Source organism: Priestia filamentosa, assembly GCF_900177535.1.
Classification (GTDB): domain Bacteria; phylum Bacillota; class Bacilli; order Bacillales; family Bacillaceae_H; genus Bacillus_I; species Bacillus_I filamentosa.
The window spans coordinates 537060-561867 of sequence record NZ_FXAJ01000001.1; the positions used below are offsets into that span (position 1 = coordinate 537060).

Here is a 24808-nt window from a genome sequence, read left to right on the forward strand (position 1 = left end):
GCCGCTTATAGAAAACGTGTATAAAATATGACAAGAGCAACAAAGCTTGGCCACTATATGAAATTCGTAGAGTAAAGATATTCGGAGGCGAAAAAATGCAGGAACATACCGTGCAAAAACAAGTTGAATTTGCACAAACAAAGCTTTCCGTCATTGAACAGAAGCTTCAGCATTATTTAAATTACACAAACATTACGGTTCTGGAGAGAGAAGGAAAGGAAAAAGAGGAATATCCACTCCTTTTATCAGATTTGCGTCGGCTTTCTGTACACTGCTTAGAAGCAAAAGAAGCTTGTACAATGTTTTTAACAACCAAAGCCGTACCCTCCGCTCAAGCCCAGCAGCTATTAAAACGAATTTACCAGCGCTGTGTACTTGAGTTTTTCAATCCTAAAAATGACTTGTGGTATGAGAACAGTAGGGCATCATACACAGGAAGTGATGCAATTCACTTTCGATTTGAGGCCCCAAACTCCGTTCACGTCCTGTTTCGGAATATTGAAGAGCCATTCCTTTCTTTACAGGAAGAACTTCAAATGTATGAAAAAAACTATTTTGCTAATTAAATAAAGAAGAAAAACGTCAGCACACGTGCTGACGTTTTTTCTTCTTTATTTTTAATCATATCAGCAAACGGACAGGCATAAACTTGTACAAACAAATGATGTGCTAAAGGGACGTGGAGACGATGAAGGGTTATAAAAAAATTCTTTGCTATATGATAGTCACTATATTTCTTGCTGGTACCTTTCCATTAAAGAGTCAAGCTCAAGGAGAGGTTAGTGCACGGAGCGCTATATTAATAGATCAGCGCTCAGGAAGAATTCTGTATGAAAAAGACATTCATGAAAAGCGTCGTATTGCGAGCATCACTAAGATTATGACAGCCATTCTGGCGGTGGAGTCTGGAGAAATGAACAAAAAAGTAAAAGTAAGTCGAGAAGCCATTCAAACAGAAGGCTCTGCTATTTATCTAGAGGAAAACGAAAAAATCTTACTTGAAGATTTAGTCTACGGTCTTATGCTTAGATCTGGTAACGATGCGGCAGAAGCTATTGCAGAGCATGTTGGAGGAAGTAAAGAAGGCTTTGTTTACTTAATGAACCAAAAAGCAGCTGAGATTGGCATGCAAAATACAGAGTTTGCAAATCCACACGGTCTTGATGATCATGAAAATCACTATTCAACAGCGTATGATATGGCCATTTTAATGAAGTATGCGATGAACAGCAAAAAGTTCCGAGAAATCTCTGGAACAAAAACATATCGAACTAAAAGCGGAGCACATGTACGCGTATTTAAAAACAAAAATAAGCTTCTTACAAGCCTTTATCCATATACAACAGGCGGAAAGACAGGATATACAAAAAGAGCGAAAAGAACGCTTGTCTCGTCAGCACAGAAAGATGGTTTAGACCTCATTGCTGTAACGATTAATGCACCGAGTGACTGGGATGATCACATCTACATGTATAACATGGGGTTCGACAACTATAAAGCAACAAAAGTTGTCCAAGAAGGCGAGATTGAAGGTGTGAAAAATAAGTTTTATGAAGACAAACTTTATGTAAAAAGAGATTTTATTTATCCTCTTACAGAAAAAGAGCAGGAAAAAGTAAAAACGAAGCTTACCCTTTTAAAACCAAGAAAAAAGGAATGGAAAGATGAAAGAAATGTCCCACAGATTGTTGGGAAGATTTCTATTTCTCTAGATGGCAAAGCTCTTGGTGAGATGCCCATTTATTATGATCATGGAGGAAAAGAAACAGGATCGTTTTTCGAGAAAGCAAAAGAACTGTTCTTTATAGGCCAAGGAGTACGATAGCATGGTTAATATTATTTGGGTTTTGCTCACAGTTATTGGCTTAGTATTTGCGGTTGTGAATGGAAAAGTAGAGGAAGTAAATAAGGCTATTTTTCAAGGAGCACAAGAGGCTGTAACAATTAGTTTAGGTCTTATTAGTGTTCTTGTGTTTTGGCTTGGGTTAATGAAAATTGCTGAGGGAGCAGGTTTGCTTGTAAAACTTGCTCGCTTAGCTCGTCCTTTCATTTCAAGGCTTTTTCCAGAGCTTCCGAAGGATCATCCAGCAATTGGATATATTTTGTCAAATATGATGGCTAATATGTTTGGACTTGGCAATGCTGCAACGCCCCTTGGAATTAAAGCAATGGAAGAGATGAAGCGAGCGAACAACGGAAAAAATGAAGCAAGCAGCTCAATGATCACTTTTCTAGCTCTTAATACATCGAGTATAACGCTTGTGCCGACAACGGTCATTGCTCTTCGCATTACGTATGAGTCAGAAAGCCCTGCTGAAATTATCGGAGCAACGCTTCTAGCAACTTGTGTTTCCATGCTTGGTGCTATTTTACTTGATCGTTTCTTTTATCTTCGTCGTTTGAAAAAAGGTGGGAAAAAGTAATGGAAATCGTAAATTTTATTTCGATTTTACTCATTCCGCTTATTATTGGTTTTATTCTAATCTATGCTACTTTCAAAAAAATACCAACGTACGAGCTGTTTGTTGAAGGCGGAAAAGAAGGGATCAGTTTAGCTTTCTCTATTATTCCTTATTTAGTTGGGATGCTCGTAGCTATTTCTATTTTTAGAGCTTCAGGAGCGATGGAATGGCTTCTTTCATTTTTAAAACCAATGCTTCTTGCGATTGGCGTTCCTCCTGAAATTGTGCCGCTTGCACTTATTCGTCCGATCTCAGGAAATGCAGCTCTTGGAATGACGTCTGACTTACTTGCAACGTATGGACCAGATTCCTTTATTGGACGGCTTGCTTCCGTTATGCAAGGAAGTACAGATACGACGTTTTATGTATTAACCGTTTATTTCGGAGCGGTGGGAATTAAAAAAATGGGGGACGCTGTCAAAGTTGGCCTGCTTGCAGATTTAGTCGGAATTATTGCGGCAATTGTTATTGTAACGCTTATATTCGGAGCATGATGAAAAAGCTTCTTTATAAAAGAAGCTTTTTTATCGTATATGGATGATAAGAATGAGCTTTTAAAGGAAAACTACTTGTACAACATATATGAAACAAGTAAGATGTACAAGAGGTGAATAACGATGGAACGATTACAAAAAGTGATTGCACACGCAGGAATTGCGTCAAGAAGAAAAGCAGAACAGCTTATTTTAGAAGGAAAAGTGAGAGTCAATGGCAAAGTAATTAAAGAGCTTGGAACAAAAGTAAAGCCACAGGACCGTGTTGAAGTTGAGGGAGTACAAATTGAACAGGAGAAACCTGTTTATTTCTTATTATATAAACCAACAGGGGTTATTTCGAGTGTAACAGATGATAAAGATCGTAAAACTGTACGAGATTATTTTCCGTATGTAGAAGAACGCATTTATCCAATTGGGCGTCTTGATTACGATACGTCAGGTCTTTTACTTATGACAAATGACGGAGCTTTTGCTAATCATCTTATGCATCCAAAATATGAAATTGAAAAAACATATATTGCAAAAGTGAAAGGCATTCCACAAAAACATGAAGTTCGCTTGCTAGAAAAAGGAGTACGTCTTGAAGATGGTGTAACAGCCCCAGCAAAAGTACGTGTTCTTTCCGTTGATAAGCGAAAACAAACATCGATTGTAGAGCTTGTTATTCATGAAGGAAGAAATCGTCAAGTTCGTCGTATGCTTGAAACAGTTGGATATCCGGTCGTAAAGTTAAAGCGTGAACGCTATGCGTTTTTAGATTTAGTTGGTTTAAATGCAGGAGAGGCAAGAGAACTTACTCCACATGAAGTGAAAAAATTAAATTCGCTTGCGGATACAGGAAAAGAGCGAGTGTGAAGCAACTGCTTCATACTCCTTTCACTATACTTTAGTATGGTGAAAGGGATATATGTAAGCGGATAACTTATCGATGTAAAGGGGGATTTTATGAAAAAGAAAAAAAGACGTCTCCTCGTTCGAACGATTATTTTGTCCATCTTGTTTAGTGCTGTTGGCTATACAATGTACGCTCAATTTTTTGCTGAAAAAGAGAAAGTTGTGGTTGGGGAAAAAGCGCCTGACTTTGTCCTAGAAGATTTAAACGGAGAAAAACATAAGCTTTCAGATTATGAAGGAAAAGGCGTTTTCTTAAACTTTTGGGGAACGTGGTGCAAGCCTTGTGCAAAAGAAATGCCCGTGATGCAAAATCAGTATGAGCAGTTTAAAGACAAAGGAGTCGAAATCCTAGCTGTAAATGCAGATGAGACTGAGCTTGCTGTTAATCGATTTTCGAAAAGTTATGGGCTTACATTTCCTGTGATGATTGATGATGGTGGAGAAGTGCAGACCGCATATGATATTGGCCCTTTGCCAACAACTATTTTAATAGATTCCAAAGGGGAGATTGTTGATATTTTTGAAGGTGGACTTGATGAACAAAAAATCAAGGAATATATGGATAACATAAAGCCATAGGAGGTTTGAAACATGAAAGAAGTGAAATGTGAATGTGGCCATGTAAATCCACACGGAACAATTTTATGTGAAGCATGTGGAAAACCAACAAATGGTGAGAATTCTAAAAAGCTGTTAGATATGAGGTATGAAGGAAGTGCGAGAAGATCGCAGACGTATAACAAAACAGTAATTGATCATATCTGGAACTTCTTCTCGTCTGTAAAAGTAGGAATATGGCTTATTGTTTTAACCCTTATTGCCTCAGCTTTTGGAACGATTTATCCTCAGGAAGCGTACATTCCGATTAATGCAGATCCTTCGACTTATTATGAAGAACAATACGGAACACTTGGTGCTCTTTACTATCAGCTTGGTTTTCACAATTTATACAGCTCATGGTGGTATCTACTTCTTATTGCTTCAATAGGGATTTCCCTTGTTATTTGTAGTCTAGACCGAGTCATTCCCCTTCATCGAGCATTGAAAAAGCAGCGTGTTACCCGACATGAATCTTTTTTACAACGACAGCGTTTTTTTAGTGTAACCGAAAATCCGCTAGAATCCGATATTAATAAGGTAGAAGAACGGTTGAAAAAGAGAGGATACAGAGTTAAAAAAGAAGAAGGCAACTTGTTAGGTGAGAAAGGGCGTTTTTCAAGGTGGGGTCCTTATGTTAATCATATTGGACTTATTATCTTTCTTATTGGAGCAATGCTTAGAGTTGTTCCAGGGATGTATATTGATAAAACAATGTGGCTTCGTGAAGGAGAAACAAAGGCCATTCCTGGTACAAATGGGGAGTATTTTTTGGAAAATAATCAATTTATCTATGAGGAGTATGGAAAAGATTCTGATGAAGTATTTCAAAAAACAATTGATCGCGTAGGAGCGGTAGCTAAAAACTATCAAACAGACGTAACCCTTTATAAAGGACAAGAAGGGAAGATTGCGGGAGAAGATCAGAAACTTGTAAAACAAAAAGACTTTCCTATCAAAGTGAATGAGCCTTTAAAATTCGATGGGTATGCTGTTTATCAAGTTGATTACCGGTTAAATGAGCTAAGTGAAATGAAGCTATCGTTAGACGACAAACAAAGTGGAGAAAGCTTTGGCACAATCTCTATTGATTTACATAATCCAAAAGATACGTATAAGCTAAAAGACGGCTATAGAGTAGAGATTTTAAGCTATTTTCCTGATTTTTATTTTAATGAAGAAGGAGATCCTGATACAAAAACGAAAACTCCTTCAAATCCGGCTTTTGTGTTTAAAATGTTTACCCCAGATCGACAGGAGGGAGAAACAAGTTTTGTAGCCATTAGGCAAAATGTCGAACCTCTAGGAGAGAATAAGTATAAGATGACGTTTGCGGGAATTGATACAAAAAATGTGACAGGGCTTACTATTCATAAAGACTCTACCCTTTGGGTACTAGGACTAGGTGGATTAATCTTTATGATTGGGGTTATTCAAGGTATGTATTGGAATCATCGTCGTATTTGGGTTCGACATACAGCTCAAGGGTTATTTATCGCAAGTCATACAAACAAAAACTGGTTTGGACTAAAACGAGAGCTTGAAAAAGTAATAGAAGGAACAGCAATTGTGATGCCAGAGGATCAGCAAGAAAAGAAAAAGGGAGGGGATAAAGCATGAACTTAGTTAGTTTAAGTGGAAACTTACTTTATACAGCTTTTATCGTCTACTTAATTGCAACGCTTTTTTTCGGGGGAGCGATCAAATCAAAAAAAGTAGAGCGCAACAAGGAAAAAAATAAATTCGCAACATTTGGTATTTCGTTAGCGATTGTAGGGTTTGTCGCACAAGCAGGTTATTTTGTTACCCGATGGATTGCAGCCGGACACGTTCCTGTGAGTAATTTATTCGAATTTATGACGTTTTTCTCACTTATGCTTGTTGGGGCATTTATTTTGCTATACTTTATGTATAGATTAAGTTCACTTGGGGTTTTTACCCTTCCTATCGCCCTTTTACTAATTGCATATGCAAGCATGTTCCCACGTGATATTTCACCTCTTATCCCTGCGTTGCAAAGTCACTGGCTTTATATTCATGTTACAACAACAGCGCTTGGTCAAGCCATTTTAGCCGTTAGCTTTGCAGCAGGCCTTATCTATTTAATTAAGGAAGTTGATCAAACTAAAAGAGGGAAGAGGACGTTTTGGCTTGAAGTTGTGTTGTATAGCCTTGTTACAACCCTCGCATTCGTCATTATTACCTCATCTTTTCGAATTGCAGATTATGAAGCAACGTTTTCATGGGTTGATAAGCATGGTGAGAAAGCAGAAGCTGTGTATCATCTTCCAGCACTTGTTGGACCAAACGAACATGAGCTTGTAACAGAAGGAAAACTGAGCCCATTTGTAGAGGTGCCTGCACTTATTAACGCAGCTAAACTTAATACATGCATTTGGTCCATCATTGGCGGCTTGATTCTCTATGTAGTATTACGATTGGTTTTACGCAGAAGGCTTGGAGAAGCTTTAAAACCGCTTGTACGAAATGCAAATTCAGAGTTAGTAGATGAAATTAGCTACCGCTCTGTAGCAATTGGGTTTCCGGTATTCACTCTTGGTGCTCTTATTTTCGCGATGATATGGGCTCAAATAGCGTGGACAAGATTTTGGGGATGGGATCCAAAAGAAGTTTGGGCTCTTATCACATGGCTCTTTTATGCAGCGTTTTTACATCTCCGTCTTTCAAAAGGATGGCATGGTGAAAAATCAGCATGGCTTGCTGTGATAGGATTTGCCATTATTATGTTTAACCTTATTGCTGTTAACTTAATTTTAGCAGGGCTTCATTCATATGCTTAAGCCTTCACAACTGTGAAGGTTTTTCAATTGCAGAGAAAGGGCATAAAAACGTATGATAGGAATGAATCTAGGAGTACAATAAACAATAATAAGTCGTACATAAGAGAAACTAGGAGGTAAGAAAATGGACGTAGCTGCACGAATTTTAATCGTAGATGATGAAGAAAGAATTAGAAGACTATTGAAAATGTATCTAGAGCGTGAAGGGTATGCTATTGATGAAGCTTCTAATGGGGATGATGCAGTAGCAAAAGCGCTCGAGACAGACTATGACATGATTTTGCTTGATATCATGATGCCTGGAAAAGACGGACTTGAAGTATGCAGAATTGTAAGAGAGAAAAAATCCACGCCAATTGCAATGCTAACAGCCAAAGGGGAAGAAGCAAACCGTGTCCAAGGATTCGAAATTGGAGCAGATGACTATATTGTAAAACCATTCAGTCCACGTGAAGTTGTGCTTCGCGTAAAAGCTCTTCTGCGCCGCTCTTCTCAAACGTCATATTTAACAACGGAAACAAAAGCAAAAGACTTGCTTGTATTCCCACACCTTACAATTGATAATGATGCCCATCGGGTTACAGCTGAAGGAAAAGAAGTAAGCTTAACACCAAAAGAATACGAGCTTCTTTGTTTCCTCGCGAAATCTCCAGACAAAGTATACGATCGGGAGCATCTTCTTCGTGAAGTATGGCATTATGACTTTTTTGGAGATTTGAGAACGGTTGATACACATGTAAAGAGACTCCGTGAAAAATTGAACCGAAAATCAGAAAAGGCAGCAAGTATGATTGTGACGGTATGGGGAGTTGGCTACAAGTTTGAGGTTGGCAATGAATGAGACTTTGGCGAAGTGTTGTAGGGAAGCTTTGGATTACAATCATTCTGCTTCTTTCTGTCGTTTTATTCATTCTAACTATTTTACTTCTTGAGTTTTTCGAAAACTATATTGTTGATCAAGCTGAAGAGGATTTGAATAGTACGAGCAAGCAAGTTGCTCATTTTGTAGAAGAAATGGAAGATGGAGATTTAGCTTTAAAGGCAACATGGAATCTCATTGATGATGCAAATATTATCGTGCAAAAAGGAAATGAATATAGCTTTTCACCGAATATTCGAGAAGACAAAAAGCAGATTGAGAAATTCTTAAAAGAAGACAGCTATTTCAAAAACAGTGCAAATGGAACAAAGATGAGGAAAAAAGAAACAACCCTAAACCTTTCAAAAGAAGGGCAATCAGATCAAATCTACATCGTTTCAATGCCGTTTACGATGTCTTCTGGAGAGAAAGGAGCCGTATATTTATATCAGCCTCTTTCTTATCTCCAAGAGCCTTCTCGTCAAACAACAAAATTTATTCTTTTAGCAGCTGGGATTGCTATTATTTTAACGACAATTTTTGCCTTCTTCCTTTCTACAAGAATTACAGCCCCTCTTCGTAAAATGAAACAAGCTGCATTTGAAGTAACGAAAGGAAACTTTGATACAAAAGTTCCTATTTTAACGTATGACGAAATTGGAGAGCTCGCTATTGCTTTCAATCAAATGGGACGTCAGCTTAAATATAATTTAAATGCACTGAATCAAGAAAAAGAACAACTTTCAAGTATTTTAAGCAGCATGGCAGATGGAGTTATTACCTTTAGCCGGAATGGCACTATTCTTATTACAAATCCACCTGCCGAACAGTTTTTGCAAGCTTCTCTCTATGAACAAAAAATCGATATTACAAATGCATCAGGTCTTTCATCAAAAGTGCAGCGTTTGTTAGAAGAAGTTGTTCAAACAGAGCAGGAGCAAGTAACTGAGATGACAGTACAAGGAAGAACATGGGTTATCCTAATGTCTCCACTGTATAATCAAACAAAAATACGTGGAGCTGTTGCTGTTATCAGGGATATGACAGAAGAGCGCAGACTTGATAAGCTTCGTCAAGATTTCGTTGCTAATGTTTCGCATGAATTAAGAACACCGATATCAATGCTGCAAGGCTACAGTGAAGCAATTGTTGATGATATTGCTTCAACAGAAGAAGAAATGAAAGAAATTGCAAAGGTTATTCATGATGAATCATTAAGAATGGGTCGCCTTGTAAATGAACTGTTAGATTTAGCCAGAATGGAAGCAGGTCATATTAGACTTTCAATTGATGAAGTAGACATTGAATCGTTTACAGAACGGGTGCTTCGGAAGTTTCAGGGGGTTGCAAAAGAAGAGAATATCGCGCTTCATTTATCGTTAGAATCGCTTCAAAGACAAGAAGTGAAAATTGATGCGGACAAGCTAGAGCAAGTCTTAACAAACCTTATTGATAATGCTATTCGTCATACACAGGGAGAAGGAGCTGTAACATTAGAAGTCGAAAGTTTACCTAGCGCCCTTTCTCTTAAAGTACAGGACACAGGAGCAGGTATTGCTGAAGAAGATTTGCCATTTGTTTTTGAACGCTTTTATAAAGGAGACAAAGCAAGGACAAGAGGAAAAGCAGGAACTGGTCTTGGACTTGCAATTGCTAAAAATATTGTTGAAGCTCATGAGGGAACAATCCGTGTTCATAGTACATTAGGAAAAGGCACAACATTTTCAATTCGACTGCCACAATAGAAAGAAAAAAGCTAGAAAAGAGCCATCTTTTTCTAGCTTTTTTCTTTTTATTTAGGTAAAGTTTAATTACCATTTATTAGTATTTAGTTTCTTTTATAAAGGTTAGGGGAGGAGGAGAGATGATGAACACTGTACTTGAGCGGCTCTATATAACATATCATCAAGATTTGCTTCGATTTTTAGGATATACAGTTAAAAATCGAGAGAAAGCAGAAGACTTAGCGCAGGAAGTATATATACGTGTTTTGAAATCTTGCAGTAAATTTGAAGGAAATTGTAGTGAAAAGACTTGGCTTTTTACAATTGCTAAAAATATTGCAATAGACTATTTTAGAAAAGAAAAAGGTTTAAAAGAGTGTTGTCTTTTATCAAGTTGGCGGAAGCACATTTGTTGTGAAGAATCTCCTTCTCCAGAAGAACATGCCCTCGTTAAAGAAGAGGTACAGCAGTTATATGAAAGGCTCAGGGCGTGCAAAAATGATTTTCAGCTTGTTTTACTTTGTCGTTTTATTCGTGGATTATCTGTTGGACAGACTGCTCATTTTTTAGGGTGGTCAGAAAGTAAAGTGAAAACAACGCAGCATCGAGCCCTTAAAGCCTTAAGGGCAGAAATGATTGGAGGAAGAAAGCGAAATATAAGCGTCAAATACAGTTAAGAAAAAGATGATGTACAACATTAACTTTTTAACATTTTCCTGGATAAAACTCTTAAAAAACGTAAAGTATATGGGAGATGTCTTAAAATGGGAGAACAGTTTAAGGCAGGGACTAAACATGTTTTTTTAGGAGGAACTACAGCGATGAAAGCACGCATATTTGGAATTATAACAATAGTCGCTTTTATAGTTGGAAGCGGGTCTGTCCAGGGAAATGCTGAAGAAGCCGAACAGTGGATTTGGCCAACTGAAGGAATATTAACAGACTTATTTGGCACACGTCATGCTAAGCATTATGGGATTGATATTGCAGCTCCTATTGGAACAAATGTTGAAACAGTTGCAGATGGTAAAGTGACAAAATCCTATCCTTCCTCAACATATGGAAACGTTGTTTTTATTAAACAAAACAATGGATATGAAGCAGTATACGCTCATTTGCACAAGCGTCTTGTAAAGCAAGGTGACACAGTTAGAAAAGGACAAATAATTGGTGAAGTTGGAAGTACAGGCCGATCTTCGGGAAGTCATCTGCATTTTGAAGTACATAAAGGAAATTGGAATGAACATAAAACAAACGCCGTTGATCCTCTTCCTCTTCTTGATGAAGAAAAGCTCTATGCTTATTTAAGAGGAGGGGTTACAAGGGAAGTTTTTCAGTCTGTTTATGGAGAGACAACAAATGATGGAAAAGTGAAAACAACTGTTCAAAAAGGTGACACGTTATCAAATATTGCCGAGAAATACGGTGTATCAGTTTCAACTTTACAAGCGTGGAATAACTTAAATGAAACAACGATTTATGCTGGAGAAAAGCTTATCGTTCGGCAATAAAAGGTCTCCTAAAAGGAGATCTTTTATTGTTAAGGAAAGGAAAAAGGTTTTTATAATTTACTTTTAATTCGAGAAAAGTTATAATGAACATAAAATCACATATGGTTCATCTTCGGGGCAGGGTGAAATTCCCGACCGGCGGTTATAGCCCGCGAGCTTTCATTGAAAGCAGGATTTGGTGAAATTCCAAAGCCGACAGTACAGTCTGGAAGGGAGAAGGTGGAGGTTCAAACGTTTAATTTTTTAATTGCTAAACGTTTATTAAACGAGCTCTGCTAACTCCTTCAGCTATTTATGAAGGAGTTTATTTGCGTTTAATACAAGAACCTTTCTTCTTTGAGATGGATCGCAAAGAAGGAGAGAGGATTATGAACAAAAATAAAAAGACTCAAAAATTCGTTGCGATAGGAATGCTGAGCAGTATTGCTTATGTACTAATGATGCTTAATTTTCCTATCCCTATTTTCCCAAGCTTTTTGCTTATTGACTTCAGTGAGCTTCCTGCTCTTATTGCAGCAATTGTTTTTGGACCGCTAGCGGGAATTGCAGTTGAAGCAATTAAAAACTTTCTGTATTACGCTGTTCAAGGAAGCATGACAGGTGTTCCAGTTGGATCACTTGCTAATTTTATCGCTGGAGTTTTATATATAGTGCCTGTTGCACTTATGTTTCGCAAATTTCGCAACCGTAAAAGCATTACGCTCGGTCTTACAGTAGGAACTATTTTAACCTCAATTGTTATGAGCATTCTTAATTATTATGTTATTTTACCGGCTTACACATGGTTTTTACAAGCGCCAGCGATGTCAGATAAAATGCTTTATGCAACAGTTACAACAGCTATCTTCCCATTCAACATTGTTAAAGGTGCTATTGTCGGAGTTCTGTTTGGTCTTATGTATGCTAAGATGCATACTTGGATTGCCAAACGCTCTATTCATCCTTCAACATCTGTTTCAAAATAAAAAAAGCTCGTTAGGAATTATCCTAACGAGCTTTTTTCTATTCGTATTTAAGAGCGTCGCCTTCAAAAGGATCGTCCGCTACTTTGATAGACTCAGTTGGGCACCCTTCAAATGCATCCATCATGTCATCTTCAAGTGCCTCTGGTACTTCTACAACGCCTTCATTGTTGTCTAATGTTACAAATGCAATACCTTCGTCGTCGTAGTCGTAGATATCAGGTGCTGCAGCTCCACATGCACCACAAGCAATACATGTGTCCTTGTCAACAATCGTATACTTTGCCATTATAAAGACCTCCTAAAATTCTATCCATCATATAAATTTTATGATTATTGTAGTTATCACGAAACAATACGTTTCATACTCATTAAACATTGTACGGCTGTTTGGATAAGTTTTCAATAGAAAAATCATTCTGTCATTCTAATCCTTATATTAACAACAGGCCCCAAGGAATATCTCGTTGAACCAATTCATTCTGTTCACTATAGTATTACCCGAAAAGGCGTAAGGAAAAACGAATGGAAAATGTCCTTATTTTTCAATTGATCTTTATAGGCTATGCAAAGGGAAAAAAGTGTGTGAACAACAAATGCATGTTAAAATAAAGAAAAAAGAAATGTTATAAGGAGAAGCGTATCTATTATGAATTCTCTTCATATTGTAATGTTATTTTGTCTTCAACGCTTGAAAGAAGAGCGTACAATATATGGGGTTTATCATTTGTTAAAAGGAAAGAAATCAGCCCAAACAATTCAAGATGGGCAAATCTACGGTTTGTCTTTTTTATTCCAATCTTTTCCTTATTTAAAAAAACCATCCTTTGATAGTATGATCACAACCTTAGTTCAAAAAGAGGCTATTACCTCCAAAGGGGAACATGTTTATCAAGTTACAGAAAAAGGGCACGAATATGTACAAAAGTGGTTAACGACTAATAAACTACCATCTTCACTGAACGGCTGGCAGTATGCCAATGTAACATACCCTTTTTGGAAACGTCTTCTTGTTCTGTTTCAAACTGCCTCAAATTTAGTTTACGAAGAGAAGAAATTTGTTCCTGTGACAAGAGATGAGGAAACGTTAAGATGGTTAAAAAACTTTCTTGTGCGAAATGGGCAAAATCGGACTGAATTAGCTCATCAACTCTTTCAAGAACTAAAAAATATTTTGAAGGAAACCCCACAGCTTAATGTGGAGCTATTTGTGCGACAGTTTTCAGGGTATCAGTATGCAGGAGAAACAAACGTTCAAATTGCGAAAGAGTATAATGTTGATGAGCATTATGTGCATCTTTGCCAACTAGCAACAGTGCATTTTATTATTCATATGTTGGAAAAGCAGAAGGATTTGTACAAGTTATTACAAGGATTACTAACCGATTTTAATGTTGTTCTTCCCTTAACATCGTCAGCTAAGGCAACATATGAACTTATGAAGAGAAACAAGTCATTTGAAGATATTATGAGAATTCGTCGTTTGAAAAAAAGTACGATTGAAGATCATTTAGCTGAAATTGCCCTTTTTATAGATGATTTTAGCCTCTCAGACTATGTAACAAATGCTGAACAAGAAGAAATTAAACGCGTCTATTTAAAGCTCAATACAAATAAATTAAAGCCTATCAAAGATGAAGTGTCATCTTCTATTACTTATTTTCAGATTAGGCTTGTGCTTGCTCATTTGACTAAAGAAAGGAGAGTCACATGGAGTTAGAAGATATTCTTTTTAAAAAGTTTGGCTACCAAACATTTAAGCCTGGACAAAAAGAAGTGATAAGTTCTCTTCTAGAGGGAAAGCATACGATAGCTGTTTTGCCAACAGGAACAGGGAAATCGCTATGCTACCAGCTCACAGGTTATATTATCAACAAACCAATTCTTATTGTGTCTCCGCTTCTTTCCCTGATGGAAGACCAAGTTCAGCAGCTTAAAATGAATGGAGAAAAGCGCGTGATTGCTTTGAATAGCTTTTTGCAAGAAAAAGAGTGGAAAAAAGCAGTGAACGAGCTTTCAAAATATAAGTTCATTTACGCTTCTCCAGAAGCACTACAAAATCCACGAACGCTGGATGCTTTGAAACGAATTGGCATCGCTCTTTTTGTTGTTGATGAAGCACACTGTATTTCACAGTGGGGACACGATTTTAGGCTGGAATATTCAATGCTTGGATCAGTGTGGGAAAAACTTGAACGTCCAACTTGTTTAGCCCTAACAGCCACTGCAACAGAAGCGGTTACCAAGGATATTGTGGCACATTTACATTTGGAAGATGTAACAAAGCTTATTTATTCTGTGAATCGTCCTAATATTGGAATGAAAGTTGAACGAGTTGAAAGTATAGAAGAAAAAAAAGAGCATGTACTGCGTTATGTGCAAAAAATGAAAAAACCTTGCCTTATTTATTGCTCAAGCCGAAATTGGACCGAAAACTTAACAGAATATTTGCTTGAGAATGGAGTAAGGAATGTTGCTTTTTATCATGGGGGGATGCCATATAATGAGCGCATTTTGATTCAACAGCAGTTTCTTCATGATCAGCTGGATGTGATTTGTTGCACAAGTGCATTTGGTATGGGCGTAAACAAGAAAAACGTTCGGTTTGTGCTCCACTTTCACCCCCCCACACAGCTTGAAAGCTACGTTCAAGAAATGGGAAGATCAGGAAGGGATGGAAAAGAAAGTTTTTCTGTTGTTCTTTACGATGAGCGCGATGACGAGCTCGCTTTTCACCTTATGAGTAGCGAACTTCCTGACCGTTCATTATGCTATGCTGTTTTATCTATATTAGAAAAGTACCAAGATGGAACGAATGTTTCGCTACTTGATCGGGATATGATCGAGACATATGGCATCAATGAAGTTCACTGGCGTTTTATTCGTTTTCACTTGCAGCAAAATGGTATGATTAAAAATGAAAAACTAGTGAAGATGAACTATAAAGAAGAAATGGTTAACAATATCCAGAAAGCTGTTGAAAGCAGACTTCATGATAAAGAAGCTCGTTTTAAAGAGATGAAAAAGTTTCTACTTTCAAAATCATGTCGTCGTTCCACTATCCTTGATTATTTTCAGAACGATAGTGAGCCTACTCCACCATTATGTTGCGACATTTGCGGGATTGAGGAAGAAGCATATGAAGAACGTGAATGTGTGAACGAGGATAAAAAACCGTATAGTTGGATAAATCATTTATCACATCTGTTAGGACAGAAAGAGGAAAAGTATGAACACTTCTAAGTATAGTGATAGAGAGCTGATTTGGAGTCTATATGGCACACAGGGGTTACTTTTTCTTCTCACAATTGGGCTCGTATTCTTTTTACATGATCAACCAGGAGAATTAGGGGAGTATTTTCAACTTGACTTTAGGGAGCTTTTTTTATTTGGCATGTTTCCAGCCCTTGTTGTTGTGGCAGTGGATCTTTTACTGACAATAAACCTGCCAAGTCATCTTTATGATGATGGAGGAATCAACCGCCAAATTTTTCGCTCTCGCTCCTTTTGGCATATTATCTTTCTTTGTCTTCTTATTTCCTTTGTAGAGGAACTGCTTTTTCGAGGAGTTATACAAGCGCATATCGGTCTTGTTGGAGCAAGTATTATTTTTGCGCTTATTCATGTTCGTTATTTAACAAAACCAGTACTGTTTAGCTCGGTTGTTTTAATGAGTTTTATGATCGGCTTGCTTTTTTGGTGGACGGATAACTTACTTGTAACAATGATGGCTCATTTTGTAATTGATTTTGTACTTGCTTTATATATTCGCTATATTGAAAAAGAAGAACACGCCTAAAAAAACATAATAATGACTAGGACAACCACATACCTATATTAACAAAGCGGAATGTAGGAGGAGTGGGCATGGAGAAAGAAATTCAAGCGCTTGATCATCGTACAGATGAGGCGACAAAGTTTGTATTACAAAGTGTCGTGAAGCGGAAAAGAAAGTTTGATACGTTAACAAAAAAAGAAAAAAAGCTACAGGGGCTATTGCTTCTTTTGGCAGTCGGAATAATGGGGTATACGTGGTTTTCACTTCAAACTTTAGAACAGTTAACGTTTCAATCCGTTCTTACTCATATGCTTGAACGGTCTATTTATTTTATGTTTATTCTTGTGATAGGAAGCCTTTTTTTCTATTTAAAATATGTTCATGAAAAATGTGAGAAGGCAGAAAAAGAATTTCACGAACTTCGGTGTGAAATTATTCAGAAAGCAGGGGAATACTGGCCTCAGCCAACTAGATGGGAAGCGAGACAATCCGTCTTTGCAATGATGTTAAAAAAGTTTGATGTGAATTTATATCACGAGCATAAGTAGCGATAGGACAGACCCATATTCCGTTTTTTTTCATAGTATGAGTTTTGAATACTTTTTATAAAAAAATTTTAAAAAAATTCTTCTCTAACATTTGTGACTGTTAAGGGAACACAGATGTTATATCACCAAGAAAAAGCAGGAGAAGTAGAGGAGGAGATATCGTGAAGTTTATATTTTCCATTGTGTTGTTTCCAGTTGCTTTATTAGGATACATGTGGAAAAATGCATTTGAAAACCGAGTTGTATATCATACGTTCCGTTTCCCGCAGTTTCCCGCTCGTGAAAAACTGCGTCTTTTTTTTATTTCTGATGTTCATAAAAGGAAAATAGATGACAAACTCATTGAGAAAATGAAGGATGAGGTGGACGCTGTTGTTATAGGGGGAGACTTAACGGAAGAGGAAGTGCCTTTTCTTCAAGTAGCAGAAAATGTGCAAAAACTAAAAAGCTTAGCACCTGTTTATTTTGTATGGGGAAATAATGATTATGAAGCAGGAGAAGATGAGCTTTCAGAGTTGCTTGAAGAAAACAGTGTAACTGTCCTTCGTAATGAAGCAAAGTCGTATCTGTTGAAAGAGAATTCGATTGATTTCATTGGTGTGGAAGATGTTTCAAAACGGAAGGCAGATTTAGAAAAAGCTGTTCAAGGTGCAAAAGCTCCTTTTCGTTTACTTTTGAGCCATAATCCTTTCATTATGAGAAGGATAAAGGAGGAGATGAATATTTCTCTCGTTTTGAGCGGTCATACACACGGAGGACAAATTCGCTTTTTTGGATGGGGACCTTACGAGCATGGAGGAGTTTATACAAGAAATGGAACAACTATTTTAATAAGTAATGGATATGGTACAACGAAGGTACCTCTAAGGCTTGGCGCGAAGCCTCAGACACACCATATTACAATTACAAGCTAATGATACAAAATGTATACAACATTTACACAAAAATAATGGTAACGTATAATTCAACTAGATAAAGAAACGATGTTTACTTGGAGGTTCGCAATGGCTTCAAGAGAAGGAAAATATAATATAAAGGCAATTTCACAGATTGTAGGTGTTCAACCTGGAACATTGCGCGCATGGGAGAGACGATACAATATAGTAGATCCTGTCCGTAATGATTCAGGTCATCGGTTGTATACGGATCGAGACCTAAAAACGATAAAATGGCTAACAGACAAAGTAAATAATGGTTTTACAATTAGTCAAGCCGTTTCTCTACTTGAAAAAGAGGCTGTTTTCTCAGTAGAGGAAGAAGATACAGCTACAACAACCTCAAAAATCAAAGAAGACCTTTTGAGGGCTCTCTTATCTTTTCAAGAAACAAGAGCTCAGCAACTTATGGATCAAGCTTTTAGTCTTTATTCAATTGAGAAGGTAGTTATTGAGATTTTAGGGTCGCTATTAATATCCATTGGGGATTTATGGGGAAAAGGGAAAATTACAAGTGCCCATGAGCACTATGCATCACAGCTTATTAAAACAAGAATTGGGATTATTCTTTATTCATTTCCATCGCCACCAATTATGCCAAGAGCAATTGCTGTATGTGGACCAAACGAGCGTCATGAAGTTGGATTACTCATTTTTACGCTTTTCCTAAAAATGAAAGGTTTTGAAGTTATTTATTTAGGGAGCAGCGTCGATAATCAAGATGTAAAAATAGTTGTTGGAGAAGTTCAGCCTTCCTTATTGTTTATGTCATGCACAATGAAAGAAAACCAGGAAGAAACAATATCTCTTGTAAAAGAAGTGAAGCGGGAATTTCCTTCACTTTCAATCGGTCTTGGGGGAGCTGCTTTTTCAAATGTGGAAGATGAAAGCATCCTTTCTTTTATTGTCGGTGATTCAAAACAAGAATGGGAACATTGGATTAACATAAAATTAACAGAGATTCAAATGCAATAAGGTTGTCTTCTTTCTTATAAACATGTAAACTCTATTGTAACAGCACGAATGAACTCTTTTTCAACAAGTGCATATATTAAACTGTTAATGTCGTTGTTTCGGCGAATGGGGAGGGTGTATGATGAGATTAGAGCGCCTGAATTATAACAAGATAAAAATTTTCTTGACGTTTGATGATTTAACAGAACGCGGATTATCAAAAGAGGATATGTGGAACAACTCGTTAAAAGTCCAGCAGCTTTTTAGAGATATGGTTGACCAGGCAAGTGAAGAGTTAGGTTTTCAACCAACACAGTCGCTTGCTGTTGAAGTATTTGCTCTTCAAGCGCAGGGCATGGTCGTTATTTTAACAACAAGTTCTGAAGACCTCTCAGACCAAGAAGATGATGACTTCATGGATGACTATATTCAAATGCAGGTAACGCTAGATGAAAATCAGGACATTTTCTTTGAATTTTCATCGTTTGAAGACGTTATCCAGCTTGCAAATCGACTCTCCCCTTTAGATGTGAAAAGTGGTACGCTTTATTCTTATGGCAAACACTTTTATCTATTAGTGGACACAGAGAATGAAGAGGATTTGGATACAGAAACTCTTGTAGCGCTTTTGGCTGAGTATGGATATCCGTCAACGCTGACAAAATATCGCGTTCATGAGTATGGGAAAATGCTCCTTGAAAAGAATGCGCTATCGTTTATAGCTGAGAAATTTTCATCATGAAAAGAAGAGCGATTTTATATGACGAACGTTCGTCATATAGTCGCTCTTCTTTTAAATTTCTAGAGAATAGTTAATCGCTTTCAAGAAAGTCGATTTTTAAATGTGAAATTTTACGTTTTTCTCTTTGCATCAGCATATGAAAGGTGTATACTATGTCATGAAAGAAGCACCATTTACTATATTTGACTGTGGGAGGTTCTCTAAATGGTTGCCGATAAAATGCAAACCAATGAACATGATGATAGAGACAAAAACGATGTATTAAAGTCAACTCAAACTGTTATACATAGTGCTTTAGAAAAGTTAGGGTATCCAGAAGAAGTATTTGAGCTTTTGAAAGAGCCTTTACGATTAATGACAGTGAAGATTCCTGTACGTATGGATGATGGCTCTGTGAAAGTTTTTACAGGTTACCGTGCACAGCATAATGATGCTGTTGGGCCAACAAAGGGAGGAATTCGTTTTCACCCGGGTGTAACAGAAAAAGAAGTTAAAGCGCTTTCTATTTGGATGAGTTTGAAATGTGGTATCGTTGATCTTCCTTATGGTGGTGGAAAAGGCGGTATTGTATGTGACCCACGCAATATGTCATTTGGTGAGCTTGAGCGCTTAAGTCGCGGCTATGTAAGATCCATTAGCCAAATTGTTGGACCGACAAAAGATATTCCAGCTCCAGATGTTTTTACAAACTCGCAAATTATGGCATGGATGATGGATGAGTACAGCCGAATTGATGAATTTAATTCTCCTGGTTTTATTACAGGAAAACCGCTTGTGCTTGGTGGCTCACATGGTCGTGAAACAGCAACAGCTAAAGGAGTAACAATTTGCATTCGTGAAGCAGCGAAAGCAAAAGGAATTGAACTAGAAGGAGCACGCGTTGTTGTTCAAGGATTTGGAAACGCAGGTAGCTTTTTATCCAAATTTATGCATGATGCTGGAGCTAAAATAGTAGGCATCTCTGATGCATACGGAGCTCTTCATGATCCAAACGGTCTTGATATCGATTATTTACTAGATCGACGAGATAGTTTTGGTACTGTAACAAAGCTTTTTGATAGTACAATTACAAACAAAGAGCTTTTAGAACTTGATTGTGATATTCTTGTCCCAGCAGCTATCGAAAATCAAATTACAGAAGAAAATGCAAATGATATACGAGCAAGCATTGTAGTTGAAGCTGCAAACGGACCTACAACGCTTGAAGCGACTAAAATTTTATCTGAAAGAGGCATTCTCCTTGTGCCAGATGTGCTAGCGAGCGCTGGGGGAGTCACTGTTTCTTATTTTGAATGGGTTCAAAATAATCAAGGTTATTATTGGACAGAAGAAGAAGTAGAGCAAAAGCTGGAAACAGTAATGGTCAAATCATTTCATAACATTTACAATATATCAAAAACGAGAAAAGTGGATATGCGCCTAGCTGCATATATGGTTGGCGTTAGAAAAATGGCTGAAGCCTCTCGTTTTAGAGGGTGGATTTAAAGCCCTATATTTGCATCCATCCAAAAAATCTCCTAATATAGATTAGGAGATTTTTTTAATTTATAAGAAAAAAGCTTTAATTTTACTTGCTCTTATACAGTTTAATAAATAGTGAAGTTTTTTTACCACTAAGGAGGAGCGGCAATGGAAAAGGAAAGAGTTATAATTGTTGGAGGAGGCCCTTGTGGACTAGCTGCCTCGCTTGCTCTGCAAGCGGAAGGGATAGATGCCCTTGTTATTGAAAAAGGGAACATTGTGAACGCAATCTACCATTACCCAACACATCAAACATTTTTTAGTTCAAGTGCAAAGTTGGAGATAGGTGATGTTCCTTTTATTACAGAAAATCGGAAGCCAAAGCGCAATCAGGCGCTTGCATACTATCGTGAAGTTGTGGAACGTAAACAAATTCGCGTGAATGCGTTCGAAAAAGTCGTTAAAGTGGAAAAGCAATCAAATGGAATGTTTTATGTTTTTACAGATAAGGAAACGTATGAAGCAGAGAAGGTAATCATTGCGACTGGTTACTATGATCATCCAAACTACATGAACGTAAAGGGCGAAGATCTTCCAAAAGTTTTTCACTATTTCAAAGAAGCACATCCATATTACAACTGTGATGTTGTGGTAATCGGAGGGAAAAATTCAAGTATTGATGCATCGCTTGAACTTGTAAAAGCAGGAGCGCGAGTGACAGTGTTGTACCGTGGTGCTGAATATTCACCAAGCATTAAGCCTTGGGTGTTACCAGAGTTTGAAGCCCTTGTTCGCAACGAAACCGTTCAAATGGAGTTTGGCGCGAATGTGAAAGAAATCACGGAATCGCATCTCACATATGTAAAAGGAACAGAAGTTCATAAAATTAAAAATGACTTTGTCTTTGCTATGACAGGATACCATCCAGATCACGCCTTCTTGAATAAGATGGGAGTTAAGCGTGATGAAGAAACTGGTCGCCCGCATTTTAACAGCGAAACAATGGAAACAAATGTTGAAGGAATTTATATTGCAGGTGTCATTGCAGCAGGAAATAATGCAAATGAAATCTTTATTGAAAATGGACGCTTTCATGGAGGTCTTATTGCCAAACATATTATTTCATAAAAAAGGCGAGCATTGTCGCCTTTTTTCATTGAGTAAAATATTGAGAAAGAACTTCGTGATTTGAAGTTGTTTCTAATGCAAGGGCTAGTTTGATACGAGCTTTCTGACCGTTCAACCCATTAGAAAAAATAATTCCAAGTTCTTTTAGCATTCTTCCACCGCCTTCATATCCGTACACATCTTGTGCAATACCATTAAAACAGCGGGAAACAAGCACAATTGGAATGCCTTTTTCAATATACTTTTGAAGCTGCGGTACAGTCTGAGGAGGCATGTTTCCTTGACCAAGTGCTTCAATAACGAGTCCATCTATTTTAAGAGAAGAGAGAGCTTGGAAAATCTGTTCATCCATCCCTGCATAAGCTTTTAAGAGAATAACATTTTTTTTCGTCTCTGTAATTGGAAAATGGTCGTGAGATGTTGGAGCATGGTGGAAATTTACTCCACGCTTTGTTACAATTCCAATCGGTCCATACTGAGGACTTTGAAATGTGGCTACATTACTTGTATGTGTTTTAGTAACGTTAGCTGCAGTATGAATCTCGTCATTCATGACGACGAGAACCCCTTTATCTCCAGCTTCTTTACAAAGCGCAACTTCGACAGCTGAAAAAAGATTGTGCGGTCCATCTGCTCCAAGCTCATTGTTTGAACGCATTGCACCCGTTAGTACAATAGGGACGTTTTGTTGTAGCACAAGATCAAGGAAATATGCCGTTTCTTCAAGTGTATCAGTTCCATGTGTAACAACAACGCCTTCGGCACCATTTTGGATTGCTTCTTCAATCCCCTGTGCAAGCTGGCGCATATGTGCAAGTGTTACGTGCGGGGATGGGAGACGAAAAATTTCTGAAATTTGAACATCAATTTCAATATCAAATAAACCCGAAAGATCGCTAAGCGGATGTTTATCACCTGGCTTAACAGCTCCCCTTTGATCTTCTTCCATAGAAATAGTTCCGCCAGTATGGATGATGTGAATCTTTCGCATGTTTATCCCTCCTTATGAATTATGAACTAGGAATAGTAAATTCTTTTAACTGAAACCATTCTCAATCACTAATGAACATGGTACGATTAAAAAAAAGAGAAAAGAGGCGCTTGAATGCTCGCAATCATCTCAGCAGGCATTGCCCCTGGACTGGCGCTTTTGAGCTACTTTTATTTAAAAGATGAGTACGAAACAGAGCCAATCTCAGTTGTTTTAAAAACATTTATCTTTGGGGCAGTCCTTGTGTTGCCTATTATGTTTATACAGTATGTCATGCAAGAAGAACAAGTGTTGCAAGGGGCATTTTTAAATTCCTTTCTTACAACTTCATTTTTAGAAGAGTATTTTAAATGGTTTGTACTATACTTTACAATTTTTCAGCATGTGGAATTTGATGAACACTATGACGGCATTGTATATGGGGCCGCTGTTTCATTAGGCTTTGCTACTGCCGAAAACATCCTTTACCTTGTTGCGAACGGTGTGCAAGACGCTTTTGCCCGGGCAGTTTTACCTGTCTCGAGTCATGCTCTTTTCGGCGTTGTTATGGGATACTATCTTGGAAAAGGAAAGTTTTTTGGGAAAAGCAGCCGTAGAAAATGGCTCATATATTCTTTATTTATTCCCATTTTACTTCATGGAATGTACGATTATATCTTAAGAACGATTGATAATTGGATGGTATTAATGATTCCATTCATGGTTTTTCTATGGGGGTTAGGGCTATGGAAAGTTAAAAAAGCCAAAAAAACAAAACCACCTGTTAGCGATTTTTTTACTCCTTCTTAAAGTGAAAGATAAAGTTTAGAAGTTTATGGAAAAAAGATAAATTAAATGATTTTAACACAAAAACCCCTTAAAAGCCCCTGCTTTTAAGGGGTTTTTCTTATGAAGGGAGGGAAAGGTGAGATCTGAATAAAATAGCGGACTTTACAAAAAATACTCTTATCATCAATCAGGTATGATTTAGGAGGGTATAGGATGATTCGGTTTCGTAAAGTAAGGAATATTTTATTTGTACTATTCATATGTCAATGGGTCTTTATTCCAACTTTTTCTGACAAAAATGTAGCCAAAGCCTTTTCAAATCAAGTAATTCAGCATGGAGCTGTTGGTAATGATGTAATAGAGCTACAGTCAAGGTTGCAATATGTGGGATTTTATACTGGACCAATTGATGGAGTATTTGGATGGAGAACGTACTGGGCATCAAGAAACTTTCAATATGAATTTGGAATGAAAGTAGACGGATTAGTAGGGCCTGAAATGAAGAGAAAACTTGTTGCTGCAACAAAATATCATGAAGGATATGTAAAAGAGCAAATCCGAAAAGGACGAGATTTTTCACATTATGGAAATGTGCCGCTTGATCAACAGACAAAAAAAGGAAAAAGTGAATCAAAAGGAGGCGGACAGGCTGGCGGAGGTGCTGCCAAAGGTGGAACGTCTAAAGGAAGCGCAAATAACGCTGGACAAAAAGGAAGTGGTGGAGCTAATGGAAATCAATCATCCCCTGGTGGAAACCAAGGGACACAGCAATCTGCTACAAAAACAGGAAACTCTAATAAACCACAAGCAGCAAATGTTCCTGATGGGTATTCACAAAATGACATTAATTTGATGGCCAATGCTGTCTACGGAGAATCTCGAGGTGAACCATATATCGGTCAAGTTGCTGTTGCAGCTGTTATTATCAACCGTACAGAAAGCCCATCGTTCCCTGATACTCCAGCAGGCGTCATTTTTGAACCTGGGGCCTTTACAGCGGTTGCTGATGGTCAAATTTGGCTTACTCCAAACGAAACGGCTAAGAATGCGGTTCTAGATGCTTTAAACGGCATGGACCCAACAGGAAACGCAGAATATTATTTTAATCCAGATACTGCTACAAGTGCATGGATATGGTCAAGACCGCAAATTAAGAAAATAGGGAAACATATATTCTGTAGATAAAGAGGTGAGCA

At 37.6% G+C, this 24808-nt stretch carries 26 protein-coding genes and 1 riboswitch; of the genes, 24 read left to right on the forward strand and 2 right to left on the reverse strand.

Going from position 1 to position 24808, the window contains the following annotated elements:
- Positions 1–95: 95 nt before the first annotated feature.
- From B9N79_RS02890 to B9N79_RS02950, 13 genes are all read left to right on the forward strand, one after another.
- Entirely contained in the window at positions 96–566 is a 471-nt protein-coding gene (locus tag B9N79_RS02890) for a DUF3907 family protein (protein WP_019391634.1), read from the forward strand.
- 122 nt (positions 567–688) lie between these two features.
- Positions 689–1825, forward strand: coding sequence for a D-alanyl-D-alanine carboxypeptidase family protein (locus B9N79_RS02895; protein ID WP_019391635.1), 1137 nt, complete (start codon positions 689–691; stop codon positions 1823–1825).
- A gap of 1 nt (position 1826) precedes the next feature.
- Complete coding sequence (locus tag B9N79_RS02900) at positions 1827–2423, forward strand: nucleoside recognition domain-containing protein (RefSeq protein ID WP_019391636.1); 597 nt, start codon at positions 1827–1829, stop codon at positions 2421–2423.
- Positions 2423–2956 carry a spore maturation protein gene (locus B9N79_RS02905; RefSeq protein ID WP_019391637.1) on the forward strand — a complete coding sequence of 178 codons (534 nt, stop codon included), beginning with the start codon at positions 2423–2425 and terminating at the stop codon, positions 2954–2956. Before B9N79_RS02900 ends, B9N79_RS02905 begins: the two co-directional genes overlap by 1 nt.
- 123 nt (positions 2957–3079) lie before the next feature.
- The gene (locus tag B9N79_RS02910; protein WP_019391638.1) at positions 3080–3814 is read left to right on the forward strand and encodes a pseudouridine synthase; all 735 of its coding nucleotides are present in this window, start codon (positions 3080–3082) and stop codon (positions 3812–3814) included.
- 90 nt (positions 3815–3904) lie between these two features.
- Positions 3905–4432 carry a thiol-disulfide oxidoreductase ResA gene (resA, locus tag B9N79_RS02915; RefSeq protein WP_019391639.1) on the forward strand — a complete coding sequence of 176 codons (528 nt, stop codon included), beginning with the start codon at positions 3905–3907 and terminating at the stop codon, positions 4430–4432.
- A 12-nt stretch (positions 4433–4444) separates the two neighbouring features.
- Positions 4445–6070: a cytochrome c biogenesis protein ResB gene (gene resB, locus B9N79_RS02920; RefSeq protein ID WP_019391640.1), complete on the forward strand. Its 1626-nt coding sequence runs from the start codon at positions 4445–4447 to the stop codon at positions 6068–6070.
- Positions 6067–7251: a c-type cytochrome biogenesis protein CcsB gene (gene ccsB / locus B9N79_RS02925; protein ID WP_019391641.1), complete on the forward strand. Its 1185-nt coding sequence runs from the start codon at positions 6067–6069 to the stop codon at positions 7249–7251. The genes resB and ccsB overlap by 4 nt, the downstream gene beginning before the upstream one ends.
- A 124-nt stretch (positions 7252–7375) precedes the next feature.
- Positions 7376–8092 carry a response regulator transcription factor gene (locus tag B9N79_RS02930; RefSeq protein WP_019391642.1) on the forward strand — a complete coding sequence of 239 codons (717 nt, stop codon included), beginning with the start codon at positions 7376–7378 and terminating at the stop codon, positions 8090–8092.
- Positions 8089–9855, forward strand: coding sequence for an ATP-binding protein (locus tag B9N79_RS02935; protein WP_019391643.1), 1767 nt, complete (start codon positions 8089–8091; stop codon positions 9853–9855). Before B9N79_RS02930 ends, B9N79_RS02935 begins: the two co-directional genes overlap by 4 nt.
- A 122-nt stretch (positions 9856–9977) precedes the next feature.
- A complete protein-coding gene (locus B9N79_RS02940; protein ID WP_040056734.1) occupies positions 9978–10511 on the forward strand; it encodes a sigma-70 family RNA polymerase sigma factor in 534 nt (177 codons plus the stop codon).
- A gap of 144 nt (positions 10512–10655) precedes the next feature.
- Entirely contained in the window at positions 10656–11345 is a 690-nt protein-coding gene (locus tag B9N79_RS02945; RefSeq protein WP_026009497.1) for a peptidoglycan DD-metalloendopeptidase family protein, read from the forward strand.
- Positions 11346–11449: 104 nt separating this feature from the next.
- Positions 11450–11570: riboswitch (FMN riboswitch) on the forward strand.
- A gap of 143 nt (positions 11571–11713) precedes the next feature.
- On the forward strand, positions 11714–12310 hold the full coding sequence (locus B9N79_RS02950; RefSeq protein WP_040057046.1) for an ECF transporter S component: 597 nt from the start codon (positions 11714–11716) through the stop codon (positions 12308–12310).
- Between the two features lie 37 nt (positions 12311–12347).
- On the opposite strand, the gene B9N79_RS02955 is transcribed toward B9N79_RS02950, so the two are convergent.
- Positions 12348–12596: a ferredoxin gene (locus tag B9N79_RS02955; protein ID WP_019391647.1), complete on the reverse strand. Its 249-nt coding sequence runs from the start codon at positions 12594–12596 to the stop codon at positions 12348–12350.
- 360 nt (positions 12597–12956) lie between these two features.
- Between B9N79_RS02955 and B9N79_RS02960 the strand changes: the two genes are divergently transcribed.
- From B9N79_RS02960 to B9N79_RS03000, 9 genes are all read left to right on the forward strand, one after another.
- On the forward strand, positions 12957–14027 hold the full coding sequence (locus B9N79_RS02960) for a YpbB family protein (RefSeq protein ID WP_019391648.1): 1071 nt from the start codon (positions 12957–12959) through the stop codon (positions 14025–14027).
- Positions 14018–15550, forward strand: coding sequence for a RecQ family ATP-dependent DNA helicase (locus B9N79_RS02965; RefSeq protein WP_040056733.1), 1533 nt, complete (start codon positions 14018–14020; stop codon positions 15548–15550). The genes B9N79_RS02960 and B9N79_RS02965 overlap by 10 nt, the downstream gene beginning before the upstream one ends.
- Entirely contained in the window at positions 15537–16106 is a 570-nt protein-coding gene (locus tag B9N79_RS02970) for a CPBP family intramembrane glutamic endopeptidase (protein ID WP_040056732.1), read from the forward strand. Before B9N79_RS02965 ends, B9N79_RS02970 begins: the two co-directional genes overlap by 14 nt.
- Before the next feature lie 68 nt (positions 16107–16174).
- Entirely contained in the window at positions 16175–16633 is a 459-nt protein-coding gene (locus tag B9N79_RS02975; protein WP_019391651.1) for a DUF2663 family protein, read from the forward strand.
- A 161-nt stretch (positions 16634–16794) separates the two neighbouring features.
- On the forward strand, positions 16795–17547 hold the full coding sequence (locus B9N79_RS02980; RefSeq protein WP_082864757.1) for a metallophosphoesterase: 753 nt from the start codon (positions 16795–16797) through the stop codon (positions 17545–17547).
- A gap of 90 nt (positions 17548–17637) precedes the next feature.
- Positions 17638–18543 carry a MerR family transcriptional regulator gene (locus B9N79_RS02985; protein ID WP_046217822.1) on the forward strand — a complete coding sequence of 302 codons (906 nt, stop codon included), beginning with the start codon at positions 17638–17640 and terminating at the stop codon, positions 18541–18543.
- A gap of 121 nt (positions 18544–18664) precedes the next feature.
- Entirely contained in the window at positions 18665–19264 is a 600-nt protein-coding gene (locus tag B9N79_RS02990) for a genetic competence negative regulator (RefSeq protein ID WP_040056729.1), read from the forward strand.
- A 204-nt stretch (positions 19265–19468) separates the two neighbouring features.
- A complete protein-coding gene (locus tag B9N79_RS02995; protein WP_040056728.1) occupies positions 19469–20749 on the forward strand; it encodes a Glu/Leu/Phe/Val family dehydrogenase in 1281 nt (426 codons plus the stop codon).
- A 144-nt stretch (positions 20750–20893) separates the two neighbouring features.
- The gene (locus B9N79_RS03000; protein WP_019391656.1) at positions 20894–21853 is read left to right on the forward strand and encodes a YpdA family putative bacillithiol disulfide reductase; all 960 of its coding nucleotides are present in this window, start codon (positions 20894–20896) and stop codon (positions 21851–21853) included.
- A gap of 25 nt (positions 21854–21878) precedes the next feature.
- On the opposite strand, the gene B9N79_RS03005 is transcribed toward B9N79_RS03000, so the two are convergent.
- Positions 21879–22844: an asparaginase gene (locus tag B9N79_RS03005; protein ID WP_019391657.1), complete on the reverse strand. Its 966-nt coding sequence runs from the start codon at positions 22842–22844 to the stop codon at positions 21879–21881.
- 114 nt (positions 22845–22958) lie between these two features.
- Here B9N79_RS03005 and prsW point away from each other — a divergent pair, with 114 nt between their 5' ends.
- Together prsW and sleB are read left to right on the forward strand one after the other, a co-directional pair.
- Positions 22959–23633 carry a glutamic-type intramembrane protease PrsW gene (gene prsW / locus B9N79_RS03010; protein ID WP_019391658.1) on the forward strand — a complete coding sequence of 225 codons (675 nt, stop codon included), beginning with the start codon at positions 22959–22961 and terminating at the stop codon, positions 23631–23633.
- Positions 23634–23825: 192 nt separating this feature from the next.
- The gene (sleB, locus tag B9N79_RS03015) at positions 23826–24797 is read left to right on the forward strand and encodes a spore cortex-lytic enzyme (RefSeq protein WP_019391659.1); all 972 of its coding nucleotides are present in this window, start codon (positions 23826–23828) and stop codon (positions 24795–24797) included.
- The last annotated feature ends 11 nt before the right edge of the window (positions 24798–24808 follow it).